The 23543-nt window shown below is 70.2% G+C and carries 21 protein-coding genes; 12 read left to right on the top strand and 9 right to left on the bottom strand.

The features are described 5' to 3' along the window. The first annotated feature begins 464 nt into the window (after positions 1-464). Positions 465-1334 (top strand): ElyC/SanA/YdcF family protein, encoded by an 870-nt coding sequence (locus ACWDMM_RS14830; RefSeq protein WP_449937812.1) that lies wholly within the window; start codon positions 465-467, stop codon positions 1332-1334. A gap of 95 nt (positions 1335-1429) precedes the next feature. Further along, the gene (locus ACWDMM_RS14825) at positions 1430-2233 is read left to right on the top strand and encodes a putative protein N(5)-glutamine methyltransferase (RefSeq protein ID WP_323123992.1); all 804 of its coding nucleotides are present in this window, start codon (positions 1430-1432) and stop codon (positions 2231-2233) included. A 38-nt stretch (positions 2234-2271) separates the two neighbouring features. Here the strand turns inward: ACWDMM_RS14825 and ACWDMM_RS14820 are convergent, their stop codons facing one another. Further along, a complete protein-coding gene (locus ACWDMM_RS14820) occupies positions 2272-3102 on the bottom strand; it encodes an SDR family NAD(P)-dependent oxidoreductase (protein WP_195080121.1) in 831 nt (276 codons plus the stop codon). A gap of 33 nt (positions 3103-3135) precedes the next feature. Then, on the bottom strand, positions 3136-4707 hold the full coding sequence (locus tag ACWDMM_RS14815) for a succinic semialdehyde dehydrogenase (RefSeq protein ID WP_195080122.1): 1572 nt from the start codon (positions 4705-4707) through the stop codon (positions 3136-3138). 149 nt (positions 4708-4856) lie between these two features. Here ACWDMM_RS14815 and ACWDMM_RS14810 point away from each other — a divergent pair, with 149 nt between their 5' ends. After that, the gene (locus ACWDMM_RS14810; protein ID WP_195080123.1) at positions 4857-5540 is read left to right on the top strand and encodes a TetR/AcrR family transcriptional regulator; all 684 of its coding nucleotides are present in this window, start codon (positions 4857-4859) and stop codon (positions 5538-5540) included. A gap of 12 nt (positions 5541-5552) precedes the next feature. Here the strand turns inward: ACWDMM_RS14810 and ACWDMM_RS14805 are convergent, their stop codons facing one another. From ACWDMM_RS14805 to ACWDMM_RS14790, 4 genes are read right to left on the bottom strand one after another with little or no spacing between them, the layout of a single operon-like run. Further along, the gene (locus ACWDMM_RS14805) at positions 5553-6461 is read right to left on the bottom strand and encodes a short-chain dehydrogenase/reductase (protein WP_397069142.1); all 909 of its coding nucleotides are present in this window, start codon (positions 6459-6461) and stop codon (positions 5553-5555) included. A gap of 8 nt (positions 6462-6469) precedes the next feature. After that, complete coding sequence (locus ACWDMM_RS14800; protein WP_195080124.1) at positions 6470-7942, bottom strand: flavin-containing monooxygenase; 1473 nt, start codon at positions 7940-7942, stop codon at positions 6470-6472. A 37-nt stretch (positions 7943-7979) separates the two neighbouring features. Continuing rightward, positions 7980-9047: a PDR/VanB family oxidoreductase gene (locus ACWDMM_RS14795; RefSeq protein ID WP_195080125.1), complete on the bottom strand. Its 1068-nt coding sequence runs from the start codon at positions 9045-9047 to the stop codon at positions 7980-7982. Next, positions 9044-9919, bottom strand: coding sequence for a metal-dependent hydrolase (locus ACWDMM_RS14790; protein WP_195080126.1), 876 nt, complete (start codon positions 9917-9919; stop codon positions 9044-9046). Before ACWDMM_RS14790 ends, ACWDMM_RS14795 begins: the two co-directional genes overlap by 4 nt. A gap of 104 nt (positions 9920-10023) precedes the next feature. Here ACWDMM_RS14790 and ACWDMM_RS14785 point away from each other — a divergent pair, with 104 nt between their 5' ends. Further along, a complete protein-coding gene (locus ACWDMM_RS14785) occupies positions 10024-10686 on the top strand; it encodes a TetR/AcrR family transcriptional regulator (RefSeq protein WP_323123990.1) in 663 nt (220 codons plus the stop codon). Positions 10687-10737: 51 nt separating this feature from the next. Here the strand turns inward: ACWDMM_RS14785 and ACWDMM_RS14780 are convergent, their stop codons facing one another. Then, positions 10738-11439, bottom strand: coding sequence for a helix-turn-helix transcriptional regulator (locus ACWDMM_RS14780; protein WP_195080128.1), 702 nt, complete (start codon positions 11437-11439; stop codon positions 10738-10740). 168 nt (positions 11440-11607) lie between these two features. Here ACWDMM_RS14780 and folE point away from each other — a divergent pair, with 168 nt between their 5' ends. The 8 genes from folE (at position 11608) to ACWDMM_RS14740 (ending at position 21016) form a co-directional block, all read left to right on the top strand. Continuing rightward, on the top strand, positions 11608-12216 hold the full coding sequence (gene folE / locus ACWDMM_RS14775; RefSeq protein ID WP_357207276.1) for a GTP cyclohydrolase I FolE: 609 nt from the start codon (positions 11608-11610) through the stop codon (positions 12214-12216). Between the two features lie 492 nt (positions 12217-12708). Beyond that, positions 12709-13761: a 3-oxoacyl-ACP synthase III family protein gene (locus ACWDMM_RS14770; RefSeq protein ID WP_195080129.1), complete on the top strand. Its 1053-nt coding sequence runs from the start codon at positions 12709-12711 to the stop codon at positions 13759-13761. A 9-nt stretch (positions 13762-13770) separates the two neighbouring features. Further along, complete coding sequence (locus ACWDMM_RS14765; protein ID WP_357105673.1) at positions 13771-14685, top strand: hypothetical protein; 915 nt, start codon at positions 13771-13773, stop codon at positions 14683-14685. Next, positions 14682-16355, top strand: coding sequence for a fatty acid CoA ligase family protein (locus ACWDMM_RS14760; protein ID WP_449937804.1), 1674 nt, complete (start codon positions 14682-14684; stop codon positions 16353-16355). Before ACWDMM_RS14765 ends, ACWDMM_RS14760 begins: the two co-directional genes overlap by 4 nt. 2 nt (positions 16356-16357) lie before the next feature. Then, positions 16358-16639, top strand: a complete 282-nt coding sequence (locus ACWDMM_RS14755) for a hypothetical protein (protein WP_195080132.1) — start codon at positions 16358-16360, stop codon at positions 16637-16639. After that, a complete protein-coding gene (locus ACWDMM_RS14750) occupies positions 16636-17682 on the top strand; it encodes an NAD-dependent epimerase/dehydratase family protein (RefSeq protein ID WP_195080133.1) in 1047 nt (348 codons plus the stop codon). The genes ACWDMM_RS14755 and ACWDMM_RS14750 overlap by 4 nt, the downstream gene beginning before the upstream one ends. 26 nt (positions 17683-17708) lie before the next feature. Further along, on the top strand, positions 17709-18908 hold the full coding sequence (locus ACWDMM_RS14745; RefSeq protein WP_195080134.1) for a peptide synthetase: 1200 nt from the start codon (positions 17709-17711) through the stop codon (positions 18906-18908). Continuing rightward, a complete protein-coding gene (locus ACWDMM_RS14740) occupies positions 18905-21016 on the top strand; it encodes an MMPL family transporter (protein WP_195080135.1) in 2112 nt (703 codons plus the stop codon). Before ACWDMM_RS14745 ends, ACWDMM_RS14740 begins: the two co-directional genes overlap by 4 nt. Before the next feature lie 271 nt (positions 21017-21287). On the opposite strand, the gene ACWDMM_RS14735 is transcribed toward ACWDMM_RS14740, so the two are convergent. After that, entirely contained in the window at positions 21288-22229 is a 942-nt protein-coding gene (locus ACWDMM_RS14735) for a sigma-70 family RNA polymerase sigma factor (RefSeq protein WP_449937800.1), read from the bottom strand. Between the two features lie 9 nt (positions 22230-22238). Next, positions 22239-23429 carry an NAD(P)/FAD-dependent oxidoreductase gene (locus ACWDMM_RS14730; protein ID WP_449937798.1) on the bottom strand — a complete coding sequence of 397 codons (1191 nt, stop codon included), beginning with the start codon at positions 23427-23429 and terminating at the stop codon, positions 22239-22241. Positions 23430-23543 lie beyond the last annotated feature (114 nt).

The following is a 23543-nucleotide window of genomic DNA, read 5'->3' as shown; positions in this document are numbered from 1 at the left end:
TCCACGTCGAGCCGCGCTGACAGGAGGCAATCGCACGCTGAACGGGCGGCGCAGCGAACGCGACCGGACCCGGCATCCCGACGACTCTCGTCCACCGTCCCGGTGGCACCGGCGAGCCCGCCTCGGACTTACGTCCGCCCCGGCGCCCTTCCCGACCGGCTCGCCATGCCGGGCAGAGCGACACGGACGGGAGTTACGGCGGCAGTTCGCCTGGCGCCGCTTCGGAGTTCTTCGCGCTACCGAGCGACAGTGAGTCGGCGACCGGCACCGCTCCGAAAACCACCGACTGCGACTTTCACGACCCGCGATTGCGCCGAGCGCGCGTCGCCGTGACGGCATCGCAGGACCCGTTCGCAATGTGCGGCATGGTCGGGAAATTCGGCCGTATGGTAATCCGTGCTTGCCCCAGCTAACTGCTAGCACGTGCCATCCCGTTCCAGAGCGGAAAGGTGACGACTGTAGTGATGATCTCGAGGCATTGGAAACTTCTCGTCGCGGCGTCGTTCGCCGCGTTCTCGCTCACCGGGCTCGCCGCGGTCCCCGCGCACGCCGCGCCGGAAACGGACGCGCTGTACAACTCCGCCCAGCGCCACTTCGCCAACGGCGACGACGCCGCGGGCCGCGCCGACCTGCGCAACCTGATCGGCGCCGACCCGGCGGACGCCGAAGCGCTCGCCCTGCAGGCGATCTGGTCGGACTACGCGGGTGACCTGCCCGCGCTGGCGGACGCCATGGCTCGGCTGCACGCGGTCGACCCCGGCTTGGCGCAGGGCACCGACAACGTGCTCGGCGCCATCCGCGCCGCGGTGGGCACCCTGCCGAACCCGCTGCCCGCGCTGGCGGGACCACAGACCGGCATCGTCGTGCTCGGCTACGGCCTGCTCCCCGACGGGGCGCTGCGTCCGGAACTGGTGAACCGGCTCATCGCGGCGTGGTTGCAGTCGGTCGCGGCGCCGCTGTCGCCGATCGTCGTCACCGGCGGTAATCCGCAGAACGGCGTCACCGAAGCCGAGGCCATGCGCGACTGGCTGGTGGGCCACGGCGTGCCGCCCACCCGTATCCACGTGGAGAGCCGCGCGGGCTCGACCGTGCAGAACGCCCTGTTCAGCACGAGGCTGCTGCGTGACGTCGGTGCGACGAGCGCGATCGTGGTCACCTCGCCCAACCACATCCGCCGTGCCGTGGCCGATTTCATCGTCGCGGGCACCAGGGTCGTCGGGGCGACGACCTCGCTGGAACAGTTGGTCTCGCAGCTGCCGCCGCCGGGCCGAGCGGGCCAGCGCGGCATCTATCTCGACGCCACCCGCACCTTCCAGCTCGACACGGCACGCTGACGCCGGGCCGATCGCGACCCGCGTCCGCGGCGCCGGTCCCCATCACCGGGGAAATCCGTTGGCGCCATCGCCTGTGCGCGCGGCACGATGGCCCGGTGACGTCAGCGGGAAGTACCGATGTGGTGGCCCGGCTCCGGGCGGCGGGCTGCGTGTTCGCCGAGGACGAGGCGCGGCTGCTCACGGCCGCCGCCGCGGAGACCGGCGCGGATCTCGAATTGCTCGTCACCCAGCGCGTCACCGGCAGCCCGCTCGAGCACGTGCTCGGCTGGGCCGAGTTCCACGGGCTGCGGGTCGCGGTCTCCCCCGGCGTCTTCGTGCCGCGGCAGCGCACCGCGTTCCTCGTCGACCGCGCGGTCGCGTTGCTGCGCGACCGCACGGGTCATCCGGTGGTGGTCGATCTGTGCTGCGGTTCCGGCGCGCTGGGCCTCGCGGTGGCGCGGACCGTCGCCGACGAGGGCCGCCCGATCACCCTGGCCGCCGCAGACATCGATCCGGTCGCGGTCGAGTGCGCCCGCCGCAACCTCACCCCGCTGGGCGCGCCGGTCTACGAAGGGGACCTCTTCGAACCCTTGCCGGAGGAATTGCGCGGCTGCATCGACATCCTGCTCTGCAACACGCCCTACGTTCCCTCGGCGATGATCGCGCGGATGCCACCGGAGGCTCGTGAGCACGAGCCGCGCACCGCTCTCGACGGCGGTCCGGACGGCTTGGACGTCTTCCGCCGGGTCGCGGCCGAGGCCGCCGCGTGGCTGTCGCCGGGCGGACATCTGCTCGTGGAGACCAGCGAGCAGCAGGCGCCGCCGGCCCTGTCCATCCTGGCGCGGCACGGCCTCGCGGGCCGGGTCGCCGAATCCGAGGAGCACTACGCGACCGTGGTCATCGGCACCCGTCCCCGCTGACGAGGGCGTCGGACCGTCCCGTCATGGCTTGCCGCGCGCTACTTCTCGCGGCCGGTGAACTCGTCCATCGAGTGGTAGACCCCGACCGTGTTCAGGAACAGGTCGCGCAGCTTGATCGGCAGCAGACCGGACAGGGCCTTGTTCAGACGCGAAGTCCACGGCAGCACGACCAGCGGGGTGCCGTTCTTCATCTCGCGCCACGAGGTGTCGACCACCTTGTCCTGTTCCAGGATCGGCGTGAACAGGAATCCCTTGGCGCCTTCGAACATTCCGGTGTTGATGTAGGTCGGGCAGACCGTGGTGACCTTCACGTGGTCGTGGCCGGCCTGTTCCAGCTCGATGCGCACGGAGTCCGACCAGCCGAGCGCCGCCCACTTGGACGCGGCGTAGACGCTCATGCGCGGGTTGGACACCAGGCCCGCCGAGGAGGCGATGGTGAGCACCCGCGCTTCGGTGGACCCGGCGACCATCGCGGGCAGGAACTCGAGCGTGACATACATCGGGCCGAGGGAGTTGATCGCCATCGTCTTGTCGATGTCGGCGCGGTTGCCGGTTTCCCAGAAGTAGCTGTTGCCGCGCACGATGCCCGCGTTGTTGACCAGGATGTCGATGCCGCCGACCTGCGAGCGCACGCTCGCGGCCGCCTCGGCGATCGAGTCGGCCGAGGCCACGTCGACCACGTGGTGGTGCACGGCGCTGCCGCGGCCGGTCAGTTCCGCGGCGGTGTCCTTCAGCGCGGCCTCGTTGATGTCCCACAGCACCACCGCCGCGGCGCCCTCACGCACCGCGCGCTCGGCGAACAGCTTGCCGAGGCCCATCGCGGCCCCCGTGACCAGGACCCTCTTGCCCGCCACCGTGTCCAGTTTCATCCGTACTGCTTCCTGATTCGTAAGTTGTGCGCGTTATTTCTGCCGGAGCGCTTTCATGACGCCGAAGTACAGCGTCATGGTCTTGGCCCAGAGCGCTTCGGACATGCCGGGCAGCGGTGCGATCGGCAGTACCCGCTGCACCGCGATGGTCTGGGTGTCGATGTACTTGAGCAGGCCTTCCGGACCGTGCCTGCGCCCGGTGCCGGAGATGCCGAGCCCGCCGGAGGGGGCGTCGGCGCTGCCCCACGCGGCGATGAAGCCCTCGTTGACGTTCACCGAGCCCGCGTTGATCCGCGCCGCCACCGCGCGGCCGCGTGCGGTGTCCTTGGTCCAGACGCTGGCGTTGAGGCCGTAGGCGGTGTCGTTGGCCTGCGCCACGGCTTCGTCGTCGCTGCTCACCCGGTAGATCGAGACCACGGGACCGAAGGTCTCCTCGCGGTGCACCGTCATGCCGGGCCGCACGCCCGCCAGGACGGTGGGCTCGTAGAAGTACGGCCCCAGGTCCGGCCGCGCGCGGCCGCCCGCCAGCACCGTGGCGCCCTTGGCCACCGCGTCGTTCACGTGCTCCACCACCGTGTCCAGCTGGCGCCGGAAGGTCAGCGACCCCATGTCGCTGTCGTAGTCCAGCCCGCCGCCGAGCCGGATGGCCTCGACGTGCGCGACGAATTCGGTGACGAAGCGGTCGTAGACGCTGTCGTGCACGTAGATCCGTTCCATCGACTCGCACAGCTGTCCGGCCGAGGCGAAGCAGGCGCGGATGGCGATCTTGGCGGCGCGCGAGACGTCCGCGTCGGCGAGCACCAGCAGCGGGTTCTTGCCGCCGAGTTCCAGCGAGTAGCCGATCAGCCGCTCGCCCGCCTGCTGGGCGATGGTCCGTCCGGTCGCGCTGGAGCCGGTGTAGTCGACGTAGTCGGCGCGGGCGATCACCTCGCCGCCGATCACCGAACCCCGGCCGAGCACCGCCTGCCACAGCCCGCGCGGCAGTCCGGCGCGCACGGCGGCGTCGATGGCCCACAGCGCGGTGAGCGCGGTCTGGTTGTCCGGGCGCGCCACCACCGCGTTGCCCGCGACGAGGGCGGGCAGCGCGTCGGAGACGGCCAGGGCCAGCGGGTAGTTCCACGGCGAGATCACCGCGACCACGCCCTTGGGCCGGTGCCGCACGTCGACCTGGGTGAGCACGGGAAGCACCCCGCGCGGTTTGCGGGTGGCCAGCAGCCGTGCGGCCACCGAGGCGTAGTACCTGGCGTTCACCGCCACGTCGCCGACCTCGTCGAAAGCGTGCGCGCGCGCCTTGCCCGTCTCGGTCTGCACGATGTCGAGGATGGTGTCCTGCTCGGCCAGCACGATGTCGTGGAACCGGCGCAGCACCGCCACGCGTTCGCGCACCGGACGCAGCGCCCATTGACGCTGCGCTTCGCGGGCCGTGGCGAACGCGGTCTCGATGTCGGCGGCGGAGGACTGCGGCAGATCGGCGATCTTCGCGCCGGTGGCGGGCGCGAACACTTCGACCGCGGGCGCGCCGCCCGCGACGGCGTGCGCGAGCAACGGCCGCACCAGCGCGGAGGGCAGCGCGTCGGCGGTGGCCGGGTGGGAGGCGGTGGTCATGGTCGGCCCTCTCGCGGACGGTGGGCCGCGCCGCATGCGCGCCCTATTTAATGAACAGTGGTGTTAGATTAATGTCTATGTCACAGCTCGTGTCAAGCTGTTCGTCGTGGCGCACAGATATCCAGGGGGCCGCGTTGTGAGGTGGCACCATGCCTGCTGAGTCGGCGGCCGCCCGCCGCGGCCGGCCGCCGCAGACCCCGGAACAGGCCGAGGAGGTGCGCGCCCGGATCGTGCTGGCGACGGCGGAAGTGTTCACCCGCACGGGTTCTCGCGGGTTGAGCGTCGCGCAGATCATCGAGCAGGCCGGACTGGCCCGGCCGACCTTCTACCGCTACTTCGCCAACGCGAACGAGCCGCTGCTCGCGGTGCTCGACAGTTCCAACGACGGGTTGGTCGGCGGCATTCGCGCGGCGCTGACCGGCACCGACGAGCCGGTCGAGCTCGGCATCCGGCTGATCGACGCCTACCTGGACTGGGCGCGCGGGCACGGCCCCATGCTGCGGCCGCTGTTCGCCGAGCTGCACGATCCGGGCTCCCCGGTGTCGGCCTACCGGGAGCGCGCGCTCGACGACATCCGCGCGTTGGTGCGCGAGACGTTCGCCGGACTCGGCCGCCCGGTGCCGAGCCCGCTGGACCTGGACGCCGCGCTGCACCTGTGCGAGTACGTGGTCTACCGGATCTCCGCGGGCACCGCACCGGGAGCCGAACCGGACGCCGACACCGTGGCGGCGGCACGGCTGACGATGATCCGCGTGCTGCTCACGACGCTCGGTACGCGGGACGACCTGGAGTACGCGCTGACGCTGCCGACGATCTTCCCCGCCGAGCCGTAGCCCGGCCCGCGGTCAGCGCGGCACCGGGGTTACCGGGCGGCTGTCGAGGACGCGCTGTTCGACCCGGTGGATCAGGTCGTGCACGCGCGGGTCCCGGGTCAGCCTGCTGTCCAGCACCACGTTGATCGCGCCGCGGAACAACGCGTAGGGCTCCCATTGCGGCGGCGCGATGGTGCGCGCCGCGCGACGGGCGATGCCGTCGGCGATGGACTCCGCCGCGTCGCGCACGGTGATGCGCAGGTTGAGCGGCCACGGCAGCAACGCGCCCAGATCGGCGCCGAGTTCGTCCTCGTCCAAGGTGCCGTGGGTCATCGCGGTGTCGACGATGCCGAAATACGCCACGCCGGCGGTCGCGCCGACCGCGGCCAGCTCCACCCGCAGCGCCCGCCCGAACTGCTCGACGGCGGCCTTGCTCACCATGTAGGGCGAACCGGCCATGCCGGGCGCGAACGCCGCGGCGGAGGAGACCACCACCACATGTCCTTTCGCGGCCACGATGTCGTCCAGCGCCGGATGCACGGTGTTGAACACCCCGGTCACGTTGATGCCGATGACCCGATCGAAGTCGCCGGGGTTCATCGTCCTGATGGTCGCCGGCTCCGGCACCACTCCGGCGTTGGCCACCACGACATCGATCCGGCCGAACCGCTCGCGCACCTGAGAGATGGCCTCGCGCATGCCGATTCGATCGGAGACGTCCGCGCGCACGACCAGCGCCCGCTCCCCCATCGAGCGGCCGACGGCCGCCGCCGCGGCCTGGTCGATATCGATCAGCGCCACCGAAGCGCCCGAGGCGTAGAGTCTTTCGGCCAGCGCTCGGCCGATGCCGGTGCCCGCCCCGGTGATCACCACCACCCGGTCGCGGACGTCCAGGCGGTGCTCGGCGGGCGGCGACACCAGCTGACGCAGCAAGTCGACGATCACGGCGCTCACCCGGCCCGCAGCAGGTAGGACTCGGGATCGAACCGACTTGTCCGCCTGCGATATTCGAAACTCCAGTTCGGGTACAGGCCCGCGTTGCCGCCCTCGGCGGTCTGGTAGTAGCTGCGGCAGCCGCCGGTCAGCCAGGCGGTGTCGCGGCTGCGCTCGTTCACCTCGCCGAGGAAGGCTCGCTGCACCTCCTCGCGCACCGCGATCCGCTGGATGTTCCGCGCACGCATGGTGGTCACGGCATCGACGATATAGCGCACCTGGGCTTCGATCATATAGATCGCGGACTGATTGCCCGCCGCTCCGAACGGACCGAGTGTGCAGAAGAAGTTCGGGAAGCCCGCCATGGTCGTGCCCAGGTAGCTGCTCGGCCGTTCCCGGTACCGCTGGCCGATGGACCGGCCGTCGATGCCGTGCACCCGATCGAAGACCGCTGGTGGAACGCCGAATCCGGTGCCCCAGATGATCGTGTCCACGGGGCGCCGCACGCCGTCGGCGGTGACGATCGAACCGGCGCGGATCTCCCGGATCCCTTCGGTGACCACCTCGACGTTCGGTCGGGTCAGCGCCGGGTAGTAGGCATCGGAGAAGATCGCCCGCTTGCACCCGATCACGTAATCGGGGGTGAGTTTGCGGCGCAGTTCCGGATCGCGCACCTGCCGCAGCAGCTGGAGCCTGCCCAGCGCCTCGTACGGATGCCGGAATCGCTTGTCCACGAAGCCGACCAGGCCGAATCCTTCGATGCCCGTGTAATACAGGCCGCGCAGCGCTCTGCCGAGCGCGGGCACCCGCCGCAGCAGCGCGCGTTCGGCGGGCAGCGTGCGGCGATCCAGGCGGGAGACGATCCACGGCGCCGAACGCTGGAAAACGGTCAGCTGACCCACCACCGGCTGGATCTCCGGGATGAACTGCACGGCCGACGCGCCCGTGCCGATCACCGCGACCCGCTCGCCGGTGAGATCGTGCTCGTGATCCCAGTGCAGCGAATGGAATTGCTTTCCCGCGAAGGTTTCCGCGCCCGGCAACCGCGGGATCCGCGCCTCGCTGAACGGCCCGACGGCGGAGACCAGGACGTCCGCGGTCAGGTCGCCGCGACCGGTGCGCAGCCGCCAGCGCGTGACCGCTTCGTCCCAGCGCGCCTCGAGCAATTCGACGCCGAACCGCATGTGCCGCAGCACATCGTGGCGCGTCGCGACCGAGCGCAGGTAGGCGAGAATCTCCGGCTGCGTGCCGTAGGTGCGCGACCACTCGGGGTTGGGCGCGAAAGAGTACGAGTACAGCTGCGAGGGCACGTCACAGGCGCAGCCCGGGTAGGTGTTCGCCCGCCAGGTGCCACCGAGGTCGTCGGCGCGCTCGAGCAACACGAAATCGTCGATGCCCGCCGCGCGCAGCGAGACGGCGAGACCGATCCCGGCTATCCCCGCTCCGATCACCACGAGCGGAACGTGCTCCGGTTGCGCAGCCACTGCCATGTCCTCCTCCCACCGCGGGCGACGTCGCCCGCCGGGCTCACAGATCCAGTTCGAGTTCGCCGCCGCACGCGCGGGAGACGCAGGTCAGCATCGTGTCCGCGCGCTCGGAGTCGAGCAGCGTCCGGTCCCGGTGCTCCACCGCGCCCGCGAGCACCCTGGTCTTGCACGTGCCGCAGAAACCCTGCTGGCAGGAGTAGGCCACGCCGGGCAGCACGCGGCGGATCGCGCTGAGCGCCGACTCGTCGGCGGCGACCTGCACGTCGAACCCACTGCGCCGCAGTCTGATCCGGAACGGCTCGCCGTCGCGCACCGGCAGCGGCGAGAACCGCTCGGTGTGCAGCGATGCCGACGGATCATGCAGCGCCAGCACCCCGCGCGCGGCCTCGGCCAGCGGCGGCGGACCGCAGACGTACACCGCGGCGCCTGGCGGCGTCTGCTCGAAGATCATCCGCGCGTCGGGTACGCCGAACTCGTCGTCCGGCCGCACCACCACATCGCCGCCGGTGTAGCGGGCCAGGTCGTACAGGAACGGCATGCGCGTCCTGGACCGGCCCAGGTACATCAACCGCCACGGCACTCCCGCACGCTCGGCCGCGGCGACCATGGGCAGGATCGGCGTGATCCCGATGCCGCCGGCGACGAACAGATAGCACGGGGCCGCGACGAAGGGGAACGCATTGCGGGGGCCGCGCACGCCCAGTCGGTCGCCAACCCGCAGATCGCGGTGGATCTCCGCGGAACCGCCGTCACCGTCGGCGATGAGGCGCACCGCGATGCGGTAGAACCCCCGGTCGGCGGGGTCGTTGGTGAGCGAGTACTGCCGCTGGCGACCGGACGGCAGGAAGACGTCCAAGTGCGCGCCCGGCGTCCACGCGGGCAGCGGGCCGCCGTCGGGATGGCGCAGCCACAGGCTCACCACCCCGTCGGCCTCGGCGCCGATCCGGTCGACGACCACCTCGAATTCGTAGCCGCTGCGGCGCACCGGATCGGGGCGCGACAGCAATCGCGCGGCGTCGCTTTCGACGAACAATCGTTTGTAGGCGTCGGCCGCCGAGCCGATCAGGCGCAGCGCCGGTCCGGGCTGGAACCGCTCGACGGCGGTCACGCGCGCGCCGCCCGTGCCGCGGGCGACTGCGCGAGGTAACGCAGCGCGTTGTCCATCGGGCCCAGCTGCGAGGGATGGAAGCCCGGCCGCAGGTAGCGCGGGATCTCGGTGAAGAACGTCGTGAAGCTCGGCACCACACCGCGCACCGAGGCGCTGGCCAATTGCAGCGGCCAGAACCGGCCTTTGTGCTTCGACGGGTCTTTATGGAAGAGATAGCCGCCGGAGATGACGAACAAGACGAGCAAGCCCGCGCTGGCGAGCAGCGCCTGCCGCGCCTTGCGGGCGTAGCCACCGTCGACGTGCATGTACGCGTCGTAGACCACGCTGCGGTGCTCGACCTCCTCGGCGCCGTGCCAGCGGATCAGATCCAGCATCGCCGGGTGCATGCCCTTGGCCTCGAGCTTGTCGTTGGTGAGCAGCCATTCCCCGATGACCGCGGTGTAGTGCTCCATGCCCGCGAACAGCGCGAGCCGCTCGCACAGCCACTCCCGCTTGGCCCGGCCGGACAGTCCGTGGTCGCCCAGTATCCGGTCGACCAGCCAGGTGACCCGCTCGACCATCGGGCCGACCTCGAGACCCAGCCGCTCCAGCTGTTCGCGCGCCTTCTCGTGCGAACTGGCATGCATGGATTCCTGGCCGATGAAGCCGCGGACTTCCTCGCGCAACCGCTCGTCGTCGATCAGGGGCAACGCCTCGGCCAGCGCCTGCGCCATCGCGCGCTCGCCTTCGGGGAGCACCAGGTGCATCACGTTGATGATGTGGGTGGCCATCGCCTCGCCGGGGATGTAATGCATCGGCACCGTGGCGAAGTCGAACTCCACGGCCCGCGCGTTGATGGCGTGCGCCTGGTCGGCATATACGGCAGAACCCATCTCGCACCCCTCGTGATCGATCGGTTCTTCGCAATGTATTGGTGACATCACATGCTGTCAACATCACATGATGTCAATTCGGACGCTATGAGAGGATGTCGGCCATGGACGAAGCCGACGGGTCGATTCCCGGCATGCGCCGCTGGCGCGGGCAGTCCCCCGCCGATCGCGTCGCCGCACGCCGGGAACAGCTGATCGAGGCGTGCACGGAGCTGATGGCCACCGTGGGCGCGGCCGAGACGTCCATGCGCGGCGTCTGCAGGCAGGCCGGCCTCACGGAGCGCTACTTCTACGAGAGCTTCCCGAACCTGGACGCGCTGCTGACCACCGTGCTGGACACCGTGGTACTGGGCGCGCGCGACCGGCTGCTGGACGAACTGCCCAACGCGCCCGTCGAACGCGACGCGATGTTCCGCCACATGGTCGCCGTCTTCACCGACTACCTGCTGGAGGACCGCCGCCGCGGCCGGATCATGTTCGTCGAGTCGCAGGCGACGCCCGTGCTCCTGCCGCGCGCCTACGAACTCATCGGCCTTTTCACCGCGCCGATCGCGCTGGTCATCAGCGCGGGCGACTACACAGGACCGATGCCGGACGAGCACGATCACGAGCTCAACGCCAGCGCCATCTTCGGCGCGCTCGCCTACCTCTACCGCCCCTGGCTCGACGGCGAGATCCTGGTCTCCCGCGAGCGTTTCGACGCGCACGCCTCCGACGTGCTGGAACGGATCGCCACCGCGCGCTCCTCGCTGAGCACCGAAGCCTAGCTCCGGACGCCGCGCGCCCGTGCACGCGTCGCGGTCACTCCGGTCGGCGAATCACCCGCGGCTGGCGGTCGAACGGAGTTCGACGCAGCATTCACCCGCCGCGGGCGCCAGGATCGCGGTCACGCTGTCGGCTTCCAGACCGTCCAGAAAGCCGCGCAGATAGGCGTGGTTGATTCCGCACACCAGGTGGGGGGCCTTGGCCGCCAGCGGGTGGAACGGGCAGTTCCGCAGACGCAGGCAGCCGGAACCTTCCCGGCTGGGTTCGAACCCTTGATCGGTGAGCGACGAGCGCAGCAGGGTCAGCGCGCGTTCCGGGCCCAGGCGCCCCGGCCGGAGTTGCCGACGTAGCGCCCGTCCGTCTTCGGCGCCGCGATCACCCGCGACCCGGATCGCCGCCTCGCGCGACGTCTCGCCGGCCGACTCGGCGAGGACGGCGTCGGCGAGTATCTCCGCCAGCACCTGATGGCGCCGTTCGGGGATGCTCACCTGAACGTCGGTGTCGGCCGGCTCGTAGACCTTCGGCGCGCGCCCCACCCGCCGGACGCCCCCGACCTGCTCGTAGCGGGCCCGCAGCAGCCCGGCGTCGACGAGCTTGTCCAGATGGAACGCGGCGAGCTTACGGGATATCCCGACCTGTTCGGCGGCCTCGTCCCTGGTCACCGGACGGCGGGCGCCACGGATGTACCGGTACATCCCGCGCCGCAGTTCGTCATCCAAGGCGGCCACGGCACCGATCGCCGCATCGCTGGTCACCCGATCACAATAACACTCATAGTGCTGGCCGAAGCAGGTCTGGCAACGACTTCACGTGCTGGACTTGACCGGCGATAACTATTTCACCAATAATATTTGTCGTAATGAGCGCTACAGGAGATCGTCGTGACCAGTGACATGCAGCAGGCCGAGCGCTTGGTGGGCGGGATGCTCGCCGACCACACCGTGCGTCCGTTACGAGTCGTCCACGACTCCGGCGCCACCATCGACCTGGCCGCCGCCGAGCGCGCGGCGGGCGAGTTCCTCTCCGCTCTCGGCGTCGGCCTCGACGACGAACACCTCAGGGCCACTCCGGGCCGGATGGCGCGCGCCTATGCCGAACTGTTCACTCCCCGCCCGTTCGACCTGACCACCTTCCCCAACGACGAAGGCTACGACGAGCTCGTGCTGGCCCGCCGCATTCCGTTGCGGTCGGTGTGCGAGCACCACCTGCTGCCGTTCGTCGGAGTCGCCCACGTCGGTTATCTGCCCGGCGACCGCATCCTCGGGCTGTCCAAGCTCGCCCGCATCGTCGAGCACTTCTCCTGCCGCCCCCAGGTGCAGGAACGGCTGACCAAACAGATCGCCGATTGGCTGGCGTCGAATCTGAGCCCCAAAGGCGTCGGGGTCGTCATCGAAGCCGAGCACACCTGCATGACCCTGCGCGGCGTGCAGGCCGTCGGCACGACCACGGTCACCTCCACCATGCTCGGCACGCTGCGTGACGATGCCCGCTCCCGCCAGGAGTTCTTCTCCCTCACCGGCATCGCGCCATAATTACGCCGTCGCGCGCCCGCCCTTGCGCCGGCCGATGGCGCCGATCGCTGTCTGCCACAACGATGTTCGGCGACGATCGGCCCACCGTCCGCCGCACCCTCCCCGGCGCGCGCTTCGCAGTGAAGTCACTCACATCCGGCGAGAGAGACAGCCCGCCGAGCACTCATCGATTACCGCCATCCGGCAATAGCCGATCGGTAGCCATTCACGGGGCGACACATTCGCCCGCACCGCCGGCCGCACACGCCTTCGGACACGAACCAGCGCGACAAACCGAAACGGCAACTCACATCGCAATACTGCGAACGCCATAGCCAGCCGGTCACCGGTTGGTGATACCTCACGAAACAGATACTCTCCGCAGTGATTTCCGTCTCAGACGGAACGCTTCAAGGCGATATAGCCATTCGTTGTTACCGTCGGGTAGTGTTCACCGCACCGACGATCAGAGTCGATCCGGAACCGTAATTCCCCACGATTTCAGGAGCGCTCGTGTCTCCCCATTCCCGTTTCGAATCCATCGGCGCCTATCTGCCTTCCAGAGTTGTCACAACGGCTGAACTGCTCTCCGGCCTGAAAGAACCGCCTTCATTCGATCTGGAGAAAATCACCGGCGTCCGCGAACGCCGGGTCCGCGATACCAGGCCGGAAAGTCACGAAGACTCGTTCACGCTCGCCACCAAGGCTGTCGAAGACTGTTTGTCCAGGTCGCAGTATGCGCCGGAGGAGATCGACGTGATCATCTCCGCCTCGATCACGCGCAGCAAGCACGCCACCAGGATGTACATGGAGCCGTCCTTCGCCGGTTCGATAAGCCGCCTTATCGGTGCGAAGAACGCGATCACCTTCGATATCACGAATGCCTGCGCCGGAATGCTCACCGGCACGTACATCCTGGATCGGATGATCCGGTCCGGCGCCGTCCGCAACGGCCTCGTGGTCAGCGGCGAGGCGATTACTCCGATCGCCGAGACCGCGGTCGCCGAGATTTCGCAGAAATACGATCCGCAGTTCGCCTCGCTGTCGGTCGGTGATTCCGGATGCGCGATCGTCCTCGACCAGGCGGTCGACGAAAACGACATCATCCACTACATCGAAATGATGACCGCCGCGGAATACGCGCAGTTGTGCCTCGGCATGCCGAGCGGCAAGACGCAGGGCATCGCGATGTACACCGACAACCGCAGGATGCACAACGAGGATCGTTTCCTGCTCGGCACCAACACGCAGCGGAAATTCCTCGAGGCGCAGGGCAAGACCTTCGCCGACGAGAAATTCGACTATGTCATCCACCATCAGTTCGGCGCCGCCGCCATCCCGTGGATGAACGCGATCGCCGAGCGCGAGTTCGGCAGCCCGATGCCGCCGGACCTGCGGGTCATCGAGAAGTACGGAAACACTTCCACCACTTCGCATTTCATCGTGCTGCACGATCAGCTCAGCGAGCAGAACATTCCCGCGGGCTCGAAGCTGCTGCTGGTGCCCGCGGCTTCCGGCATCGTCACCGGGTTCCTGTCCACCACCATTTCGTCGCTGAAGGTCTGAGGTCCGGTCATGAGCGTGCGTATCAAGTCCACCGCGATCAGCCGGGGCGGGGACACCAACAGCATCGTCGAGCACAACGGGCGCGCGGCCAAGCGGTGCCTCGAACGTGCCGGTATCCGTCCCGACCAGGTCGGCCTGCTGATCAACGCGGGCATCTTCCGCGATTCGAACACCGTCGAGCCCGCGGTGTCGGCGCTGATCCAGAAAGCGGCCGGCATCGGCCTGGAATACGCCAAGGACGACCCGCGGACGTTCTCGTTCGACCTGATGAACGGCGCGGTGAGTGTGCTCAACGCGGTGCAGGTGGCCACCTCGGTCCTGGAGACCGGCAGCGCCGAGCACGTGCTCGTCGTCTCCGGCGACACCCATCCGTCCCTGTTGCGCTCCGTCGGTGACGAACGGTTCCCGTACGCCACCTGCGGCGCGGCCCTGCTGCTCGAGCACACCGACGAGCCGACCGGCTTCGGCCGGGTGCACACCGCCGCGGGCGAGGGCACGCCCGCGATCGAGGCCTACGTCGACGTCACGACCATGGGCAATACGGGGCGCGGCGCCATGACGGTGGAGCGCGAGCCCGGCTTCGAGGAGCGTCTGCTGGACGTGGCGATCGACGTCGCGCGCCGGGCGCTCGCCGAGTCCGACCACGTCTCGCTCGACGAGATCGCGCTGATCGCCTCGACGCCGAGCCCGCAGTTCCCGAAGAGGCTGGCCGCCGCCCTCGGCATCGACGAAAGCTCGGTCCGCACACCGGATCTGCGCGACGGCGACCCGCACACGGCGGCGCTGACCGCGGCCTACGACCAGGCGGTGGCGGACGACACCCTGGCCCCGTACCGCCAGGTGCTGTTCGTCGCCGCGGGCGCGGGTCCTTCGGCAGCGGCGGTGCTCTACCGGCTGCCCGTCCTCGCCGGGGCGCCTGCGTGACAACGGGGACCTACTGGCAGGCCATCGATCGGTTCCGTGCGGTCGTCCGCACCGACCCCACCCGCGTGGCCGTGCGCCACGCGGACGGGGTCGGCCCCGATGGCCTGCCGGCCTACCGGCACCTGACCTATCGCGAGCTGGACGCGTGGTCGGACACGATCGCCCAGCGGCTCGCCGCGTCGGGAGTCGGTACCGGGACGCGCACCATCGTGCTGGTGCTGCCGAGCCCGGAGCTGTACGCGATCATGCTCGGGCTGTTGAAGATCGGCGCGGTGGCCGTGGTGATCGACCCCGGCATGGGTGTGCGGAAGATGTTGCGCTGCTTGCGCGCCGTGGATGCCGAGGCGTTCATCGGTATCCCACCGGCCCATGCGCTGCGCGTGCTGTTCCGGCGCGGCTTCCGCACCGTCCGCACGACGGTGACGGTCGGCCGACGCTGGTTCTGGCGCGGCGACACGCTGCGCGACTGGGGCCGCACGCCCACCGGCTCGTTGCCCACCGCCCGCCCGGCCACCGAGGACGACCCGCTGGTGATCGCGTTCACCACCGGCAGCACCGGCCCCGCGAAGGCCGTGCAGCTGACCCACGGCAACCTTGCCGCGATGGTGGAGCAGGTGCACCTGGCGCGCGGTGAGGTGGCGCCGGAAGCCTCCTTGATCACGCTTCCGCTGGTCGGCGTGCTGGATCTGCTGCTCGGCTCGCGGTGCGTGCTGCCACCGCTGATCCCCAGCAAGGTGGGGGCGACCGACCCGGCGCACGTGGCCGACGCGATCAGGAGGTTCGGGGTGCGCACCATGTTCGCCTCCCCCGCCGTGCTCATCCCGCTGCTGGAATACCTGCGCGCCCACCCGATTCCGCTCGACTCGCTCGAGAGCGTCTATTCCGGTGGCGCGCCGGTGCCGGACTGGTGCATCGCCGGGCTGCGCGCGGTGCTCGGCGCGGACGCGAAGGTCGTCGCGGGATACGGGTCCACCGAGGCGCTGCCGATGTCCACCATCGAGTCGCGGGAACTGCTGGACGGCTTGGTCGAACGGGCGCACCGCGGCGCGGGCACCTGTATCGGCAGGCCCTCCTACCAGGTGCAGGCGCGCGTCGTCGCCATCACCGACGACCCCATACCCACGTGGGACCGGGCCGAAGAACTCGCGGGCGGGCTGGCGGACACGCGCGGCATCGGCGAACTGGTGGTGAGCGGGCCGAACGTCAGCACCAGGTACTACTGGCCGGAGCAGGCGAACGCGCTGGGCAAGATCGCCGACGGCGACCGGATCTGGCACCGCACCGGCGATCTGGCGTGGATCGACGAACAAGGACGGATCTGGTTCTGCGGCCGCAAGAGCCAGCGCGTGGTCACGGCGCGCGGACCGATGTTCACCGTCCAGGTGGAGCAGATCTTCAACACCGTCGCGGGCGTGGCCCGCACGGCGCTGGTCGGGATCGGTCGGCGCGGCGCGCAGCGGCCGGTGCTCTGCGTCGAGCTGGAGCCCGGCGCGGACCCCGCCGTCGTCGAGCCCGCGCTGCGGGCCCACGGGGCGGGATTCGAACCGACCAGGACGATCGCCGACTTCCTGGTTCACCCGTCGTTCCCGGTGGACATCCGGCACAACGCCAAGATCGGGCGCGAACAGCTCACGGTGTGGGCGGCCGAGCGCCTGGGAACGGACACCTGATCATGAAAACGACCGTATTGCGGGCGGTTCCCGTCCTGGGATGGCTGTATCTGGCGGGCGGCGCGCTCGCCGCGGCTACCGGCCGGGTCCCCGGCAGCCGGATCCTGCGCACCGTCTGGTGGATCGACGCGTTCCTCAGCGTCGTCGTGCACGCGGCCCAGATCCCTGCGGCCTTGCGCGCCGCCGACGGCTCCGGCCACGGCAGGCTCCGGACCGCGGTCCTGACGCAGATCTTCGGCCTGACCTGGTGGCGGACCCAGCCCGGCAAGGAGGAAAGGCAATGAGCAAAGTTCTGGTGACCGGCGCGTCCGGTTTTCTGGGCGGCGCGCTGGCGCGCAGGCTGGTGCGCGACGGCGAGCACCACGTGTCGATCCTGGTGCGTCGCACCAGCGATCTGTCCGATCTGGGCCCCGACCTGGACAAGATCCAGCTGGTCTACGGTGACCTGACCGATCCCGCGTCGCTCGAGCGGGCCACCCGCGGTGTCGACATCGTCTTCCACAGCGCGGCCCGGGTGGACGAGCGCGGCACCAGGGAACAGTTCTGGAACGAGAACGTCAGGGCCACCGAGCGGCTGCTGGAGGCCGCCCGGCGCGGCGGAGCCGCACGGTTCGTGTTCATCTCCAGCCCGAGCGCGCTGATGGACTACTACGGCGGCGATCAGCTCGACGTCGACGAATCGGTGCCGTACCCGCGGCGCTACCTGAACCTGTACTCGGAGACCAAGGCCGCGGCCGAGCGGGCGGTGCTCGCCGCCGACACCGACGGGTTCCGCACCTGCGCGTTGCGCCCGCGCGCGATCTGGGGTGCGGGCGACCGGTCGGGCCCCATCGTGCGGATGCTCGGGCGAGCCGGCGCGGGAACGCTGCCGGACCTGTCGTTCGGCCGCACCGTGTACGCCTCGCTGTGCCACGTCGACAACATCGTCGAGGCCTGTGTGCTGGCGGCCGCGTCGGACGAGGTGGGCGGCAAAGCGTATTTCATCGCCGACGCCGAGAAGACCGACGTCTGGGGATTTCTCGGCCAGGTGGCCGCCCAGCTCGGATACCGGCCGCCGACCAGGAAACCCAACCCCGAGGTGATCGGTGCGGCGGTGCGCGTCATCGAGACGATCTGGCGCGTTCCCGCCGTCGCGACCCGCTGGTCGCCGCCGCTGTCGCGCTACGCCGTCGCGCTGCTGACCCGCAGCGCCACCTACGACACCAGCGCCGCGGCACGCGATTTCGGCTACCGGCCGGTCGTCGACCGCGACAGCGGGCTGACCGCCTTCCTCGCCTGGCTGGAAGACCAGGGCGGGGCGGTGGAACTCACCCGCCGTCTGCGCTGAGCACTTCATCGGCACCGGAGACCAGCATGAGCAACGCACCCGTCTTCCGCAGGAAGATCACCCCCACCGAACGCCTCTATTTCTCCACCCGGCAGGTGACTCCGCCGTTCGTGATGCACCTCGCCGTCCACGGCGACGGCAGCCTGGACCCGGCCGCCTTGCAGGCCGCCGTCGACCTGGCGTCGGCGGCCGCCCCCGGCGCGCGCTTGGTGCGCGACGGCCGCGACTGGGTGGACAGCGGTCTGGCCGCCACCGTGCGCGTGGTGCCGGGATGGTCGCTGAACTACGACGCCCTGGAGCACGACGCGGTGCTGAACAGCCCGATCGGTCCCACGCCTGACCGCACCACCGAGGTGCTGCTGCTCACGGGCGCGCAGACCACCGTGCTGTTCCGCGCCTTCCACGGCGTGATGGACGGCATGGGCCTGCGCCTGTGGGTCGACGACGTCTTGCGCGCCTTGCGTGGCCGGCGTCCCGTCGGCGCGCCGCACCCGGTCGCGGACGCCGAACTGGTCGCGCGGACAGGCGCTGCGGGCCGACCGACGCTGGTGCTGCCCACGTTCAAGGCGCCGTCGGGGCGCGGCCGCCAGGATCCGGCGGCCCCGCGCTGGCTGCTGCGCCACCGCACGATCGAGGCGACCGGCAAGGGCATCGTCGCGCGGGTGGCGGCGATCCTGGCCGGGGAGTCGGATGCGAAGTCGCGCTTCATGATCCCGGTCGATCTGCGCAGGCACGATCCGGCCCTGCGCTCCACCGCGAATCTGGCGCTTCCCCTGTTCCTCGACGTGGCGCCCGGCGAAGACTGGGAGACGGTCAGGGAGCGGATGCGCAGCGGGCTGCGGGAGAAACGCGAACTGAACGAATTGGACAACGGCAAGTTGTCGAAGTTTCCGGACGCCGTCATCCGCGCGGTGCTGCGCGGCAGCAACTGGCTGGGCGCTCGGCTGAATCGGAACATGGTGTCGGCCACCGTCTCCCACCTGGGCGCCTTCGATCTCGACGAGATGGCGGTGCCCGGCTGGACACCGACGACCATGCGGGTGCTACCGCAGCACAGCGGCGCGATGCCGCTGCTGTTCGCGATGGTCGAATCGCGCGGGAAGCTGGAGCTGACCGTCTCCTGCCGCAACGGCGCCGGCATCGAGCCCCGCCTGGAGGCGCTGCTCGACACGATCACCGCGCGGCTCGAGGCCGAGCTCGCGCCGCACGATGCGGCCGTGGGATGACCGCCGTCGCCCGGGTGGTCCTCGCCCGGCCACGGATGGTGCTCGCCGTCGTCGCCGGGGTGATGCTGCTGTCCGGCCTGCTCGGCATCGGAGCGTCGGACAAGGTCACGGCTGCCGGGTTCATCGATCCCGGCAGCGAGTCCGCGCACGTGGATCAGCTCGTCAGCGAGCACTTCGGACCGCAGAACCCCGACGTGGTCGTGCGCTACACCGCTCCGGAGGGACAGACGCTCGACGACATCGGCCCCCGGGTTCGGGAGGCGCTCGCGCGGATCGATCCGGCGATGCTGCAACGGCCGATCGAAACCTATTGGAACGCCGGATTCGCGCGCAAACAGTTCCTGCGGTCGGCCGACGACCGGCACGCGCTGGCCGTGGTCTATCTCGCGGGTGACGCCAACCAGCGCGTCGCCGCGTATCCGGACATCGAACCGCTGCTCCGCGTTCCGGGTGTCCCGGCCGATCTGTCCGGCTACAGCGCGGTCTCCACGGAGATCAACGCGCAGTCCCAGCACGATCTGGTCCGGGCCGAAGCGCTCTCGCTGCCGCTGACGCTGCTCATCCTGGTGCTGGTGTTCGGCGGTCTGATCGCCGCGTCCTTCCCGGTGGTGGTCGGCGGCCTGACCGTGCTCGGCGCGAGCGGCGCCATCCGCGTGCTCGCCGAACTCACCGAGGTCAGCACGTTCGCGATGAACATCGCCTCCTTGCTCGGCCTCGGGATGGCGATCGACTACGGACTGTTCCTGGTCACGCGGTTCCGCGAGGAGGTCGCCGACGGGCACGACGCGCGCTCCGCGATCATCCGCACGTACGCGACCGCAGGGCGCACCATCGCGTTCTCGGCGCTGCTGCTGGTCTGCGCGTTCGCGGGGACGTTCGTCTTCCCGCAGGCGGTGCTGCGTTCGCTCGGCATCGGCGCGATCACGGCGGTGGCGCTGGCCGCCGGGCTCTCGCTCACCGTGCTGCCCGCACTGCTGGCCCTGTTCGGCGCGCGCATCGGCACCGCGCGCGCGATCGATCGCACCGACCGGTTCTGGGGTGGCCTGGTCGACCGTGTGCTGCGGCGGCCCGGTCTGGTGACGGTGCTGGTCGGCGCCGTCCTGCTGGTCTTCGCGGCGCCGCTGGCCGGGCTGCGGCTGGGCGACATCGACCATCACGCCTTGCCGCCGGGCAACCCCATGCGCGTCACCATCGAGGAGCTGACCGGGCAATTCCCCGCGGCGGGCAGCGGAGCCACCATCGTGCTGCGCGGCACGGACGGGCCGCCGCAGTCGGCCGCGGTGGACGCGGCCGCGGCGGCACTCGGCACGGTCGACGGTGTGCGGCAGGTCGTCCAGGTGGGCCGCGCCGAGGATTTCGTCGTCTTCCACGCGTTTCTGCGCGACACCGATCGCACCGAGGCGGCGAGCGACTCGGTGCGCTGCATGCGCGGTCTGACGCCCCCGGACGGCACCGTGCTGTGGATCGGCGGCGACACCGCGGCCACCGTGGACAGCGTGCGGTCCATCGTCGCCGCCATGCCGTGGATGATCCTCGTCATGGTCGGCGCGACGGTGGTGCTCTTGTCCACCGCGTTCCGCTCGATCGTGTTGCCGCTCAAGGCGGTCGTCCTCGCCTTCCTCAGCCTCGCCGCGACCTTCGGCGTACTGGCCTGGATCTTCTGCGGCGGGCATCTGGCCGGCGCGTTCGGCGTGAGCACGGGCCCGATCGCGGCGGGCATGCTGGTGCTGATCATCGCCGTGGTCTTCGGCCTGTCCACCGACTACGAGGTGTTTCTGCTGTCGCGCATGGTAGAAGCGCACGACGCGGGCGCCGACACGGCGGCGGCGGTGCGCCTCGGCACGGTCAGGACCGCGCGCGTGATCACCGCCGCGGCAACCCTGCTGGTGATCGTCACCGGGGCGTTCACCCTCTCCCCGCTCACGCCCATGCGCTTCCTCGGCCTCGGCATGATCATCGCGCTCGTCGTGGACGCCACCCTGGTCCGCATGCTGTTGGTGCCCGCGCTGGTCCAACTGATGGGCCCGGCCAACTGGTGGTCGCCGCGCCGCCGCATCATCCCGGCCACCGTCGGCCGCATCCGCGACCGCACGCCGACCGCGCGCTGAGCGCCATCCGCGCGGGCATCATGTCTGCCGTGCGCCGGTCGGCTGCGCGGGCGTCCCCGCCCGCTGGCGCTCGCTCGCCACGGCGTCACGGTTGCATTCCCGGAATACGCGCCGGGTGCCCTACGGAGTGAGTGCCTTACTCGACTCCGCGGCGGTTCTCTGGGTGAATCGTGCACCGAGGCGCGTCGTGGGACAGAGTCGTCTGGCATCTGCGCTGGCGGAGCCGTTGTACAAGAAATCGCGGACGGTCGCGCCGAAGGGGAACCGCCGGTCACCACGATTCGATCAAGGGGACGTCGTGCTCCTGCCGCCGCCATTCCTCGGTGAGACGGCCGAGTCGGTCCGGGGCGGCGATGCCGCGCACGCCTGCGATCTTGTCGTCGCGGACCTCCAGCACCACCAGGCCCACGACACGGTCGCCGAGCGTGGCGACCATGGCCGGGCAGCCGTTGACCACGGCGGCGTGGATCGCCGGGGTGCCACCGGCGAGCCTGCGCTTGGCCGGCGTCGGTTTGAAGCCGGCTCGCACCGCGCCTGCGATCCGCTCCGGGGTCGCGTACCGGATCAGCTTCCCCGCCAGGCCCAGCCCGGCGCCGTCGGAGATGCCGGTGGCGTTGTCGGTCAGCAGCGCGACCAGCCGTTCGGTCCGGCCCGATGAGGCGGCGTCGACGAACGCCTCGACGATGCGGCGCGCGCAGGCATGGTCGATGTCCGCGCCGTTGCGGGCGGCGGCGATTCGGCGCCGGGCTCGGTGGGTGTGTTGCTGACTCGCGGACTCGCTGATGCCGAGGATCCCGGCGATCTCGGCGTGGCTGTAGTCGAAGGCCTCGCGCAGCACGTAGACGGCCCGTTCGACCGGCGAGAGACGCTCCATCAGCGTCAGCACCGCCAGGGTCACCGATTCGCGCTGTTCGACGGTGTCGGCCGGGCCAAGCATCGGGTCGCCGCCGAGGAGCGGTTCGGGCATCCAGGCGCCGACCGCGCGTTCGCGCCGCAGTCGCGCCGACCGGAGCCGGTCCAGCGCCAAGTTGGTGACGATCTTGGTCAGCCACGCCTCCGGCACTTCGACGTACTCGCGGTCGGCGGCCTGCCACCGCAGGAACGCGTCCTGCACCGTGTCCTCGGCGTCGGCGGCCGAGCCGAGCAGACGGTAGGCGAGTGCGGCCAGCCGATTCCGGCTGGCCTCGAAACGCGCCAGGGTGGCCGTGTCCATGAGCGCGACCTATGCGGCGATCGCGTCGAGGGAGCGCTCTCGGGCGGTGGCCGAGCGGTAACGGCGACTCGGCCTTCCGAAGGTCGGGTGGCTCACGCTCCAGGCGGCGGTCCCGACGATCGCCGACTTGACGCGCGCGGCCGCCCGGCCACGCAGCGCCCACGACTTCGATCGCGCCGCACCGTCCACGAACTGGAAGATCCCGTCCTTGCGACCGAGGCTGATGTGGTTGCCGACATACGACAGCGCGGTCGTCGGGATCTCGCGCCCGGTCCGGTCCCCGATGATCGCGGCCGTCGCCTGCATGCTGGTGTATCCCGCCGAAGCGCAGGACATCGGCAACGGGCGACCGTTGTCGCCGATGACGAAGACGCTGTCACCGGCGACGTACACATCCGGGTGGGAGACCGACCGCATCTGACGGTCGACCTCGATCCGGCCGTCGGGGAGCACCTCGAGGCCGCTGGCGGCGGCGATCGGGTGGACGGCGAACCCCGCGGCCCACACGGTCGCGTCGGAGGCGAGGGCAGTGCCGTCGGACGCGACCGCCGCCGCCTGCTCGACGCGCTCGATGGTGGTGTGCTCGTGGACCGTGACACCGAACCGATCGAAGGCGCGCAGCAGGTGGCGGCGGGCCTCGGCGCCCAGCCAGCCGCCCAGTTCGCCGCTGGTGGCGACGGCGACCCGGAGCCCGGGGCGGGCTTCGGCGATCTCGGTGGCGGCTTCGATCGCGGTCAGGTTGCCGCCCACCACCAGCACTTCGCCGTCCCCGCGCAGCTCGTCCAGTCGTGCGCGCAGCCGCAGCGCGGACGGCCGCGCCGCCACGTGGAAGGCGTGTTCGTCGACGCCAGGAACACCGTGATCGGCGACGGTGCTGCCGAGCGCGTAGAGGAGGGTGTCGTAGCCGAGCCGGTCGACGCCATCGCCGTCGGCGACCGTGACAGTCCGGTGCTCGACGTCGACGCCGGTCACCCGCGCCACCCGTAACCGGATGCCGGTGCCTGCGAACACCTCCGCCAGCGGCCGGTGCGGGAGATCATGCCCGGCGGCGAGCTGATGCAGGCGCAGCCGTTCGACGAAATCCGGTTCGGCGTTGACCACGGTGATCTCGAAGTCGTCGGAGTGGAGCCGACGCGCCAGGTAGCCGGCGGAGAAGGCTCCGGCGTAGCCTGCCCCGAGGACGACGATGCGGTGCTTCATGGTTCGCTCCTGTCTGGTTCGCGTGTTCCCTGAACGAGACAGCTGCCGGATTCCTGACAGCGTCAGGCAGTGATGTGGATCACCCCGAGGTTCACTCGGCGGACAAGCCGGTGG

The organism is Nocardia sp. NPDC003726, assembly GCF_053586955.1.
Note: the sequence above shows the minus strand (reverse complement) of the source record. Positions and strands in the feature narration are given on the sequence as shown.

Excerpts from the sequence above, each read along its gene's own strand:
- ACWDMM_RS14790 (WP_195080126.1), bottom strand. The coding sequence starts at position 9,919 with ATGGGTTCTGCCGTATATGCCGACCAGGCGCACGCCATCAACGCGCGG.
- ACWDMM_RS14765 (WP_357105673.1), top strand. The coding sequence starts at position 13,771 with ATGAGCGTGCGTATCAAGTCCACCGCGATCAGCCGGGGCGGGGACACC.
- ACWDMM_RS14810 (WP_195080123.1), top strand. The coding sequence starts at position 4,857 with ATGCCTGCTGAGTCGGCGGCCGCCCGCCGCGGCCGGCCGCCGCAGACC.
- ACWDMM_RS14740 (WP_195080135.1), top strand. The coding sequence starts at position 18,905 with ATGACCGCCGTCGCCCGGGTGGTCCTCGCCCGGCCACGGATGGTGCTC.
- ACWDMM_RS14750 (WP_195080133.1), top strand. The coding sequence starts at position 16,636 with ATGAGCAAAGTTCTGGTGACCGGCGCGTCCGGTTTTCTGGGCGGCGCG.
- ACWDMM_RS14800 (WP_195080124.1), bottom strand. The coding sequence starts at position 7,942 with ATGGCAGTGGCTGCGCAACCGGAGCACGTTCCGCTCGTGGTGATCGGA.
- folE (WP_357207276.1), top strand. The coding sequence starts at position 11,608 with ATGCTCGCCGACCACACCGTGCGTCCGTTACGAGTCGTCCACGACTCC.
- ACWDMM_RS14735 (WP_449937800.1), bottom strand. The coding sequence starts at position 22,229 with ATGGACACGGCCACCCTGGCGCGTTTCGAGGCCAGCCGGAATCGGCTG.
- ACWDMM_RS14745 (WP_195080134.1), top strand. The coding sequence starts at position 17,709 with ATGAGCAACGCACCCGTCTTCCGCAGGAAGATCACCCCCACCGAACGC.
- ACWDMM_RS14730 (WP_449937798.1), bottom strand. The coding sequence starts at position 23,429 with ATGAAGCACCGCATCGTCGTCCTCGGGGCAGGCTACGCCGGAGCCTTC.
- ACWDMM_RS14830 (WP_449937812.1), top strand. The coding sequence starts at position 465 with ATGATCTCGAGGCATTGGAAACTTCTCGTCGCGGCGTCGTTCGCCGCG.
- ACWDMM_RS14785 (WP_323123990.1), top strand. The coding sequence starts at position 10,024 with ATGGACGAAGCCGACGGGTCGATTCCCGGCATGCGCCGCTGGCGCGGG.
- ACWDMM_RS14755 (WP_195080132.1), top strand. The coding sequence starts at position 16,358 with ATGAAAACGACCGTATTGCGGGCGGTTCCCGTCCTGGGATGGCTGTAT.
- ACWDMM_RS14815 (WP_195080122.1), bottom strand. The coding sequence starts at position 4,707 with ATGACCACCGCCTCCCACCCGGCCACCGCCGACGCGCTGCCCTCCGCG.
- ACWDMM_RS14820 (WP_195080121.1), bottom strand. The coding sequence starts at position 3,102 with ATGAAACTGGACACGGTGGCGGGCAAGAGGGTCCTGGTCACGGGGGCC.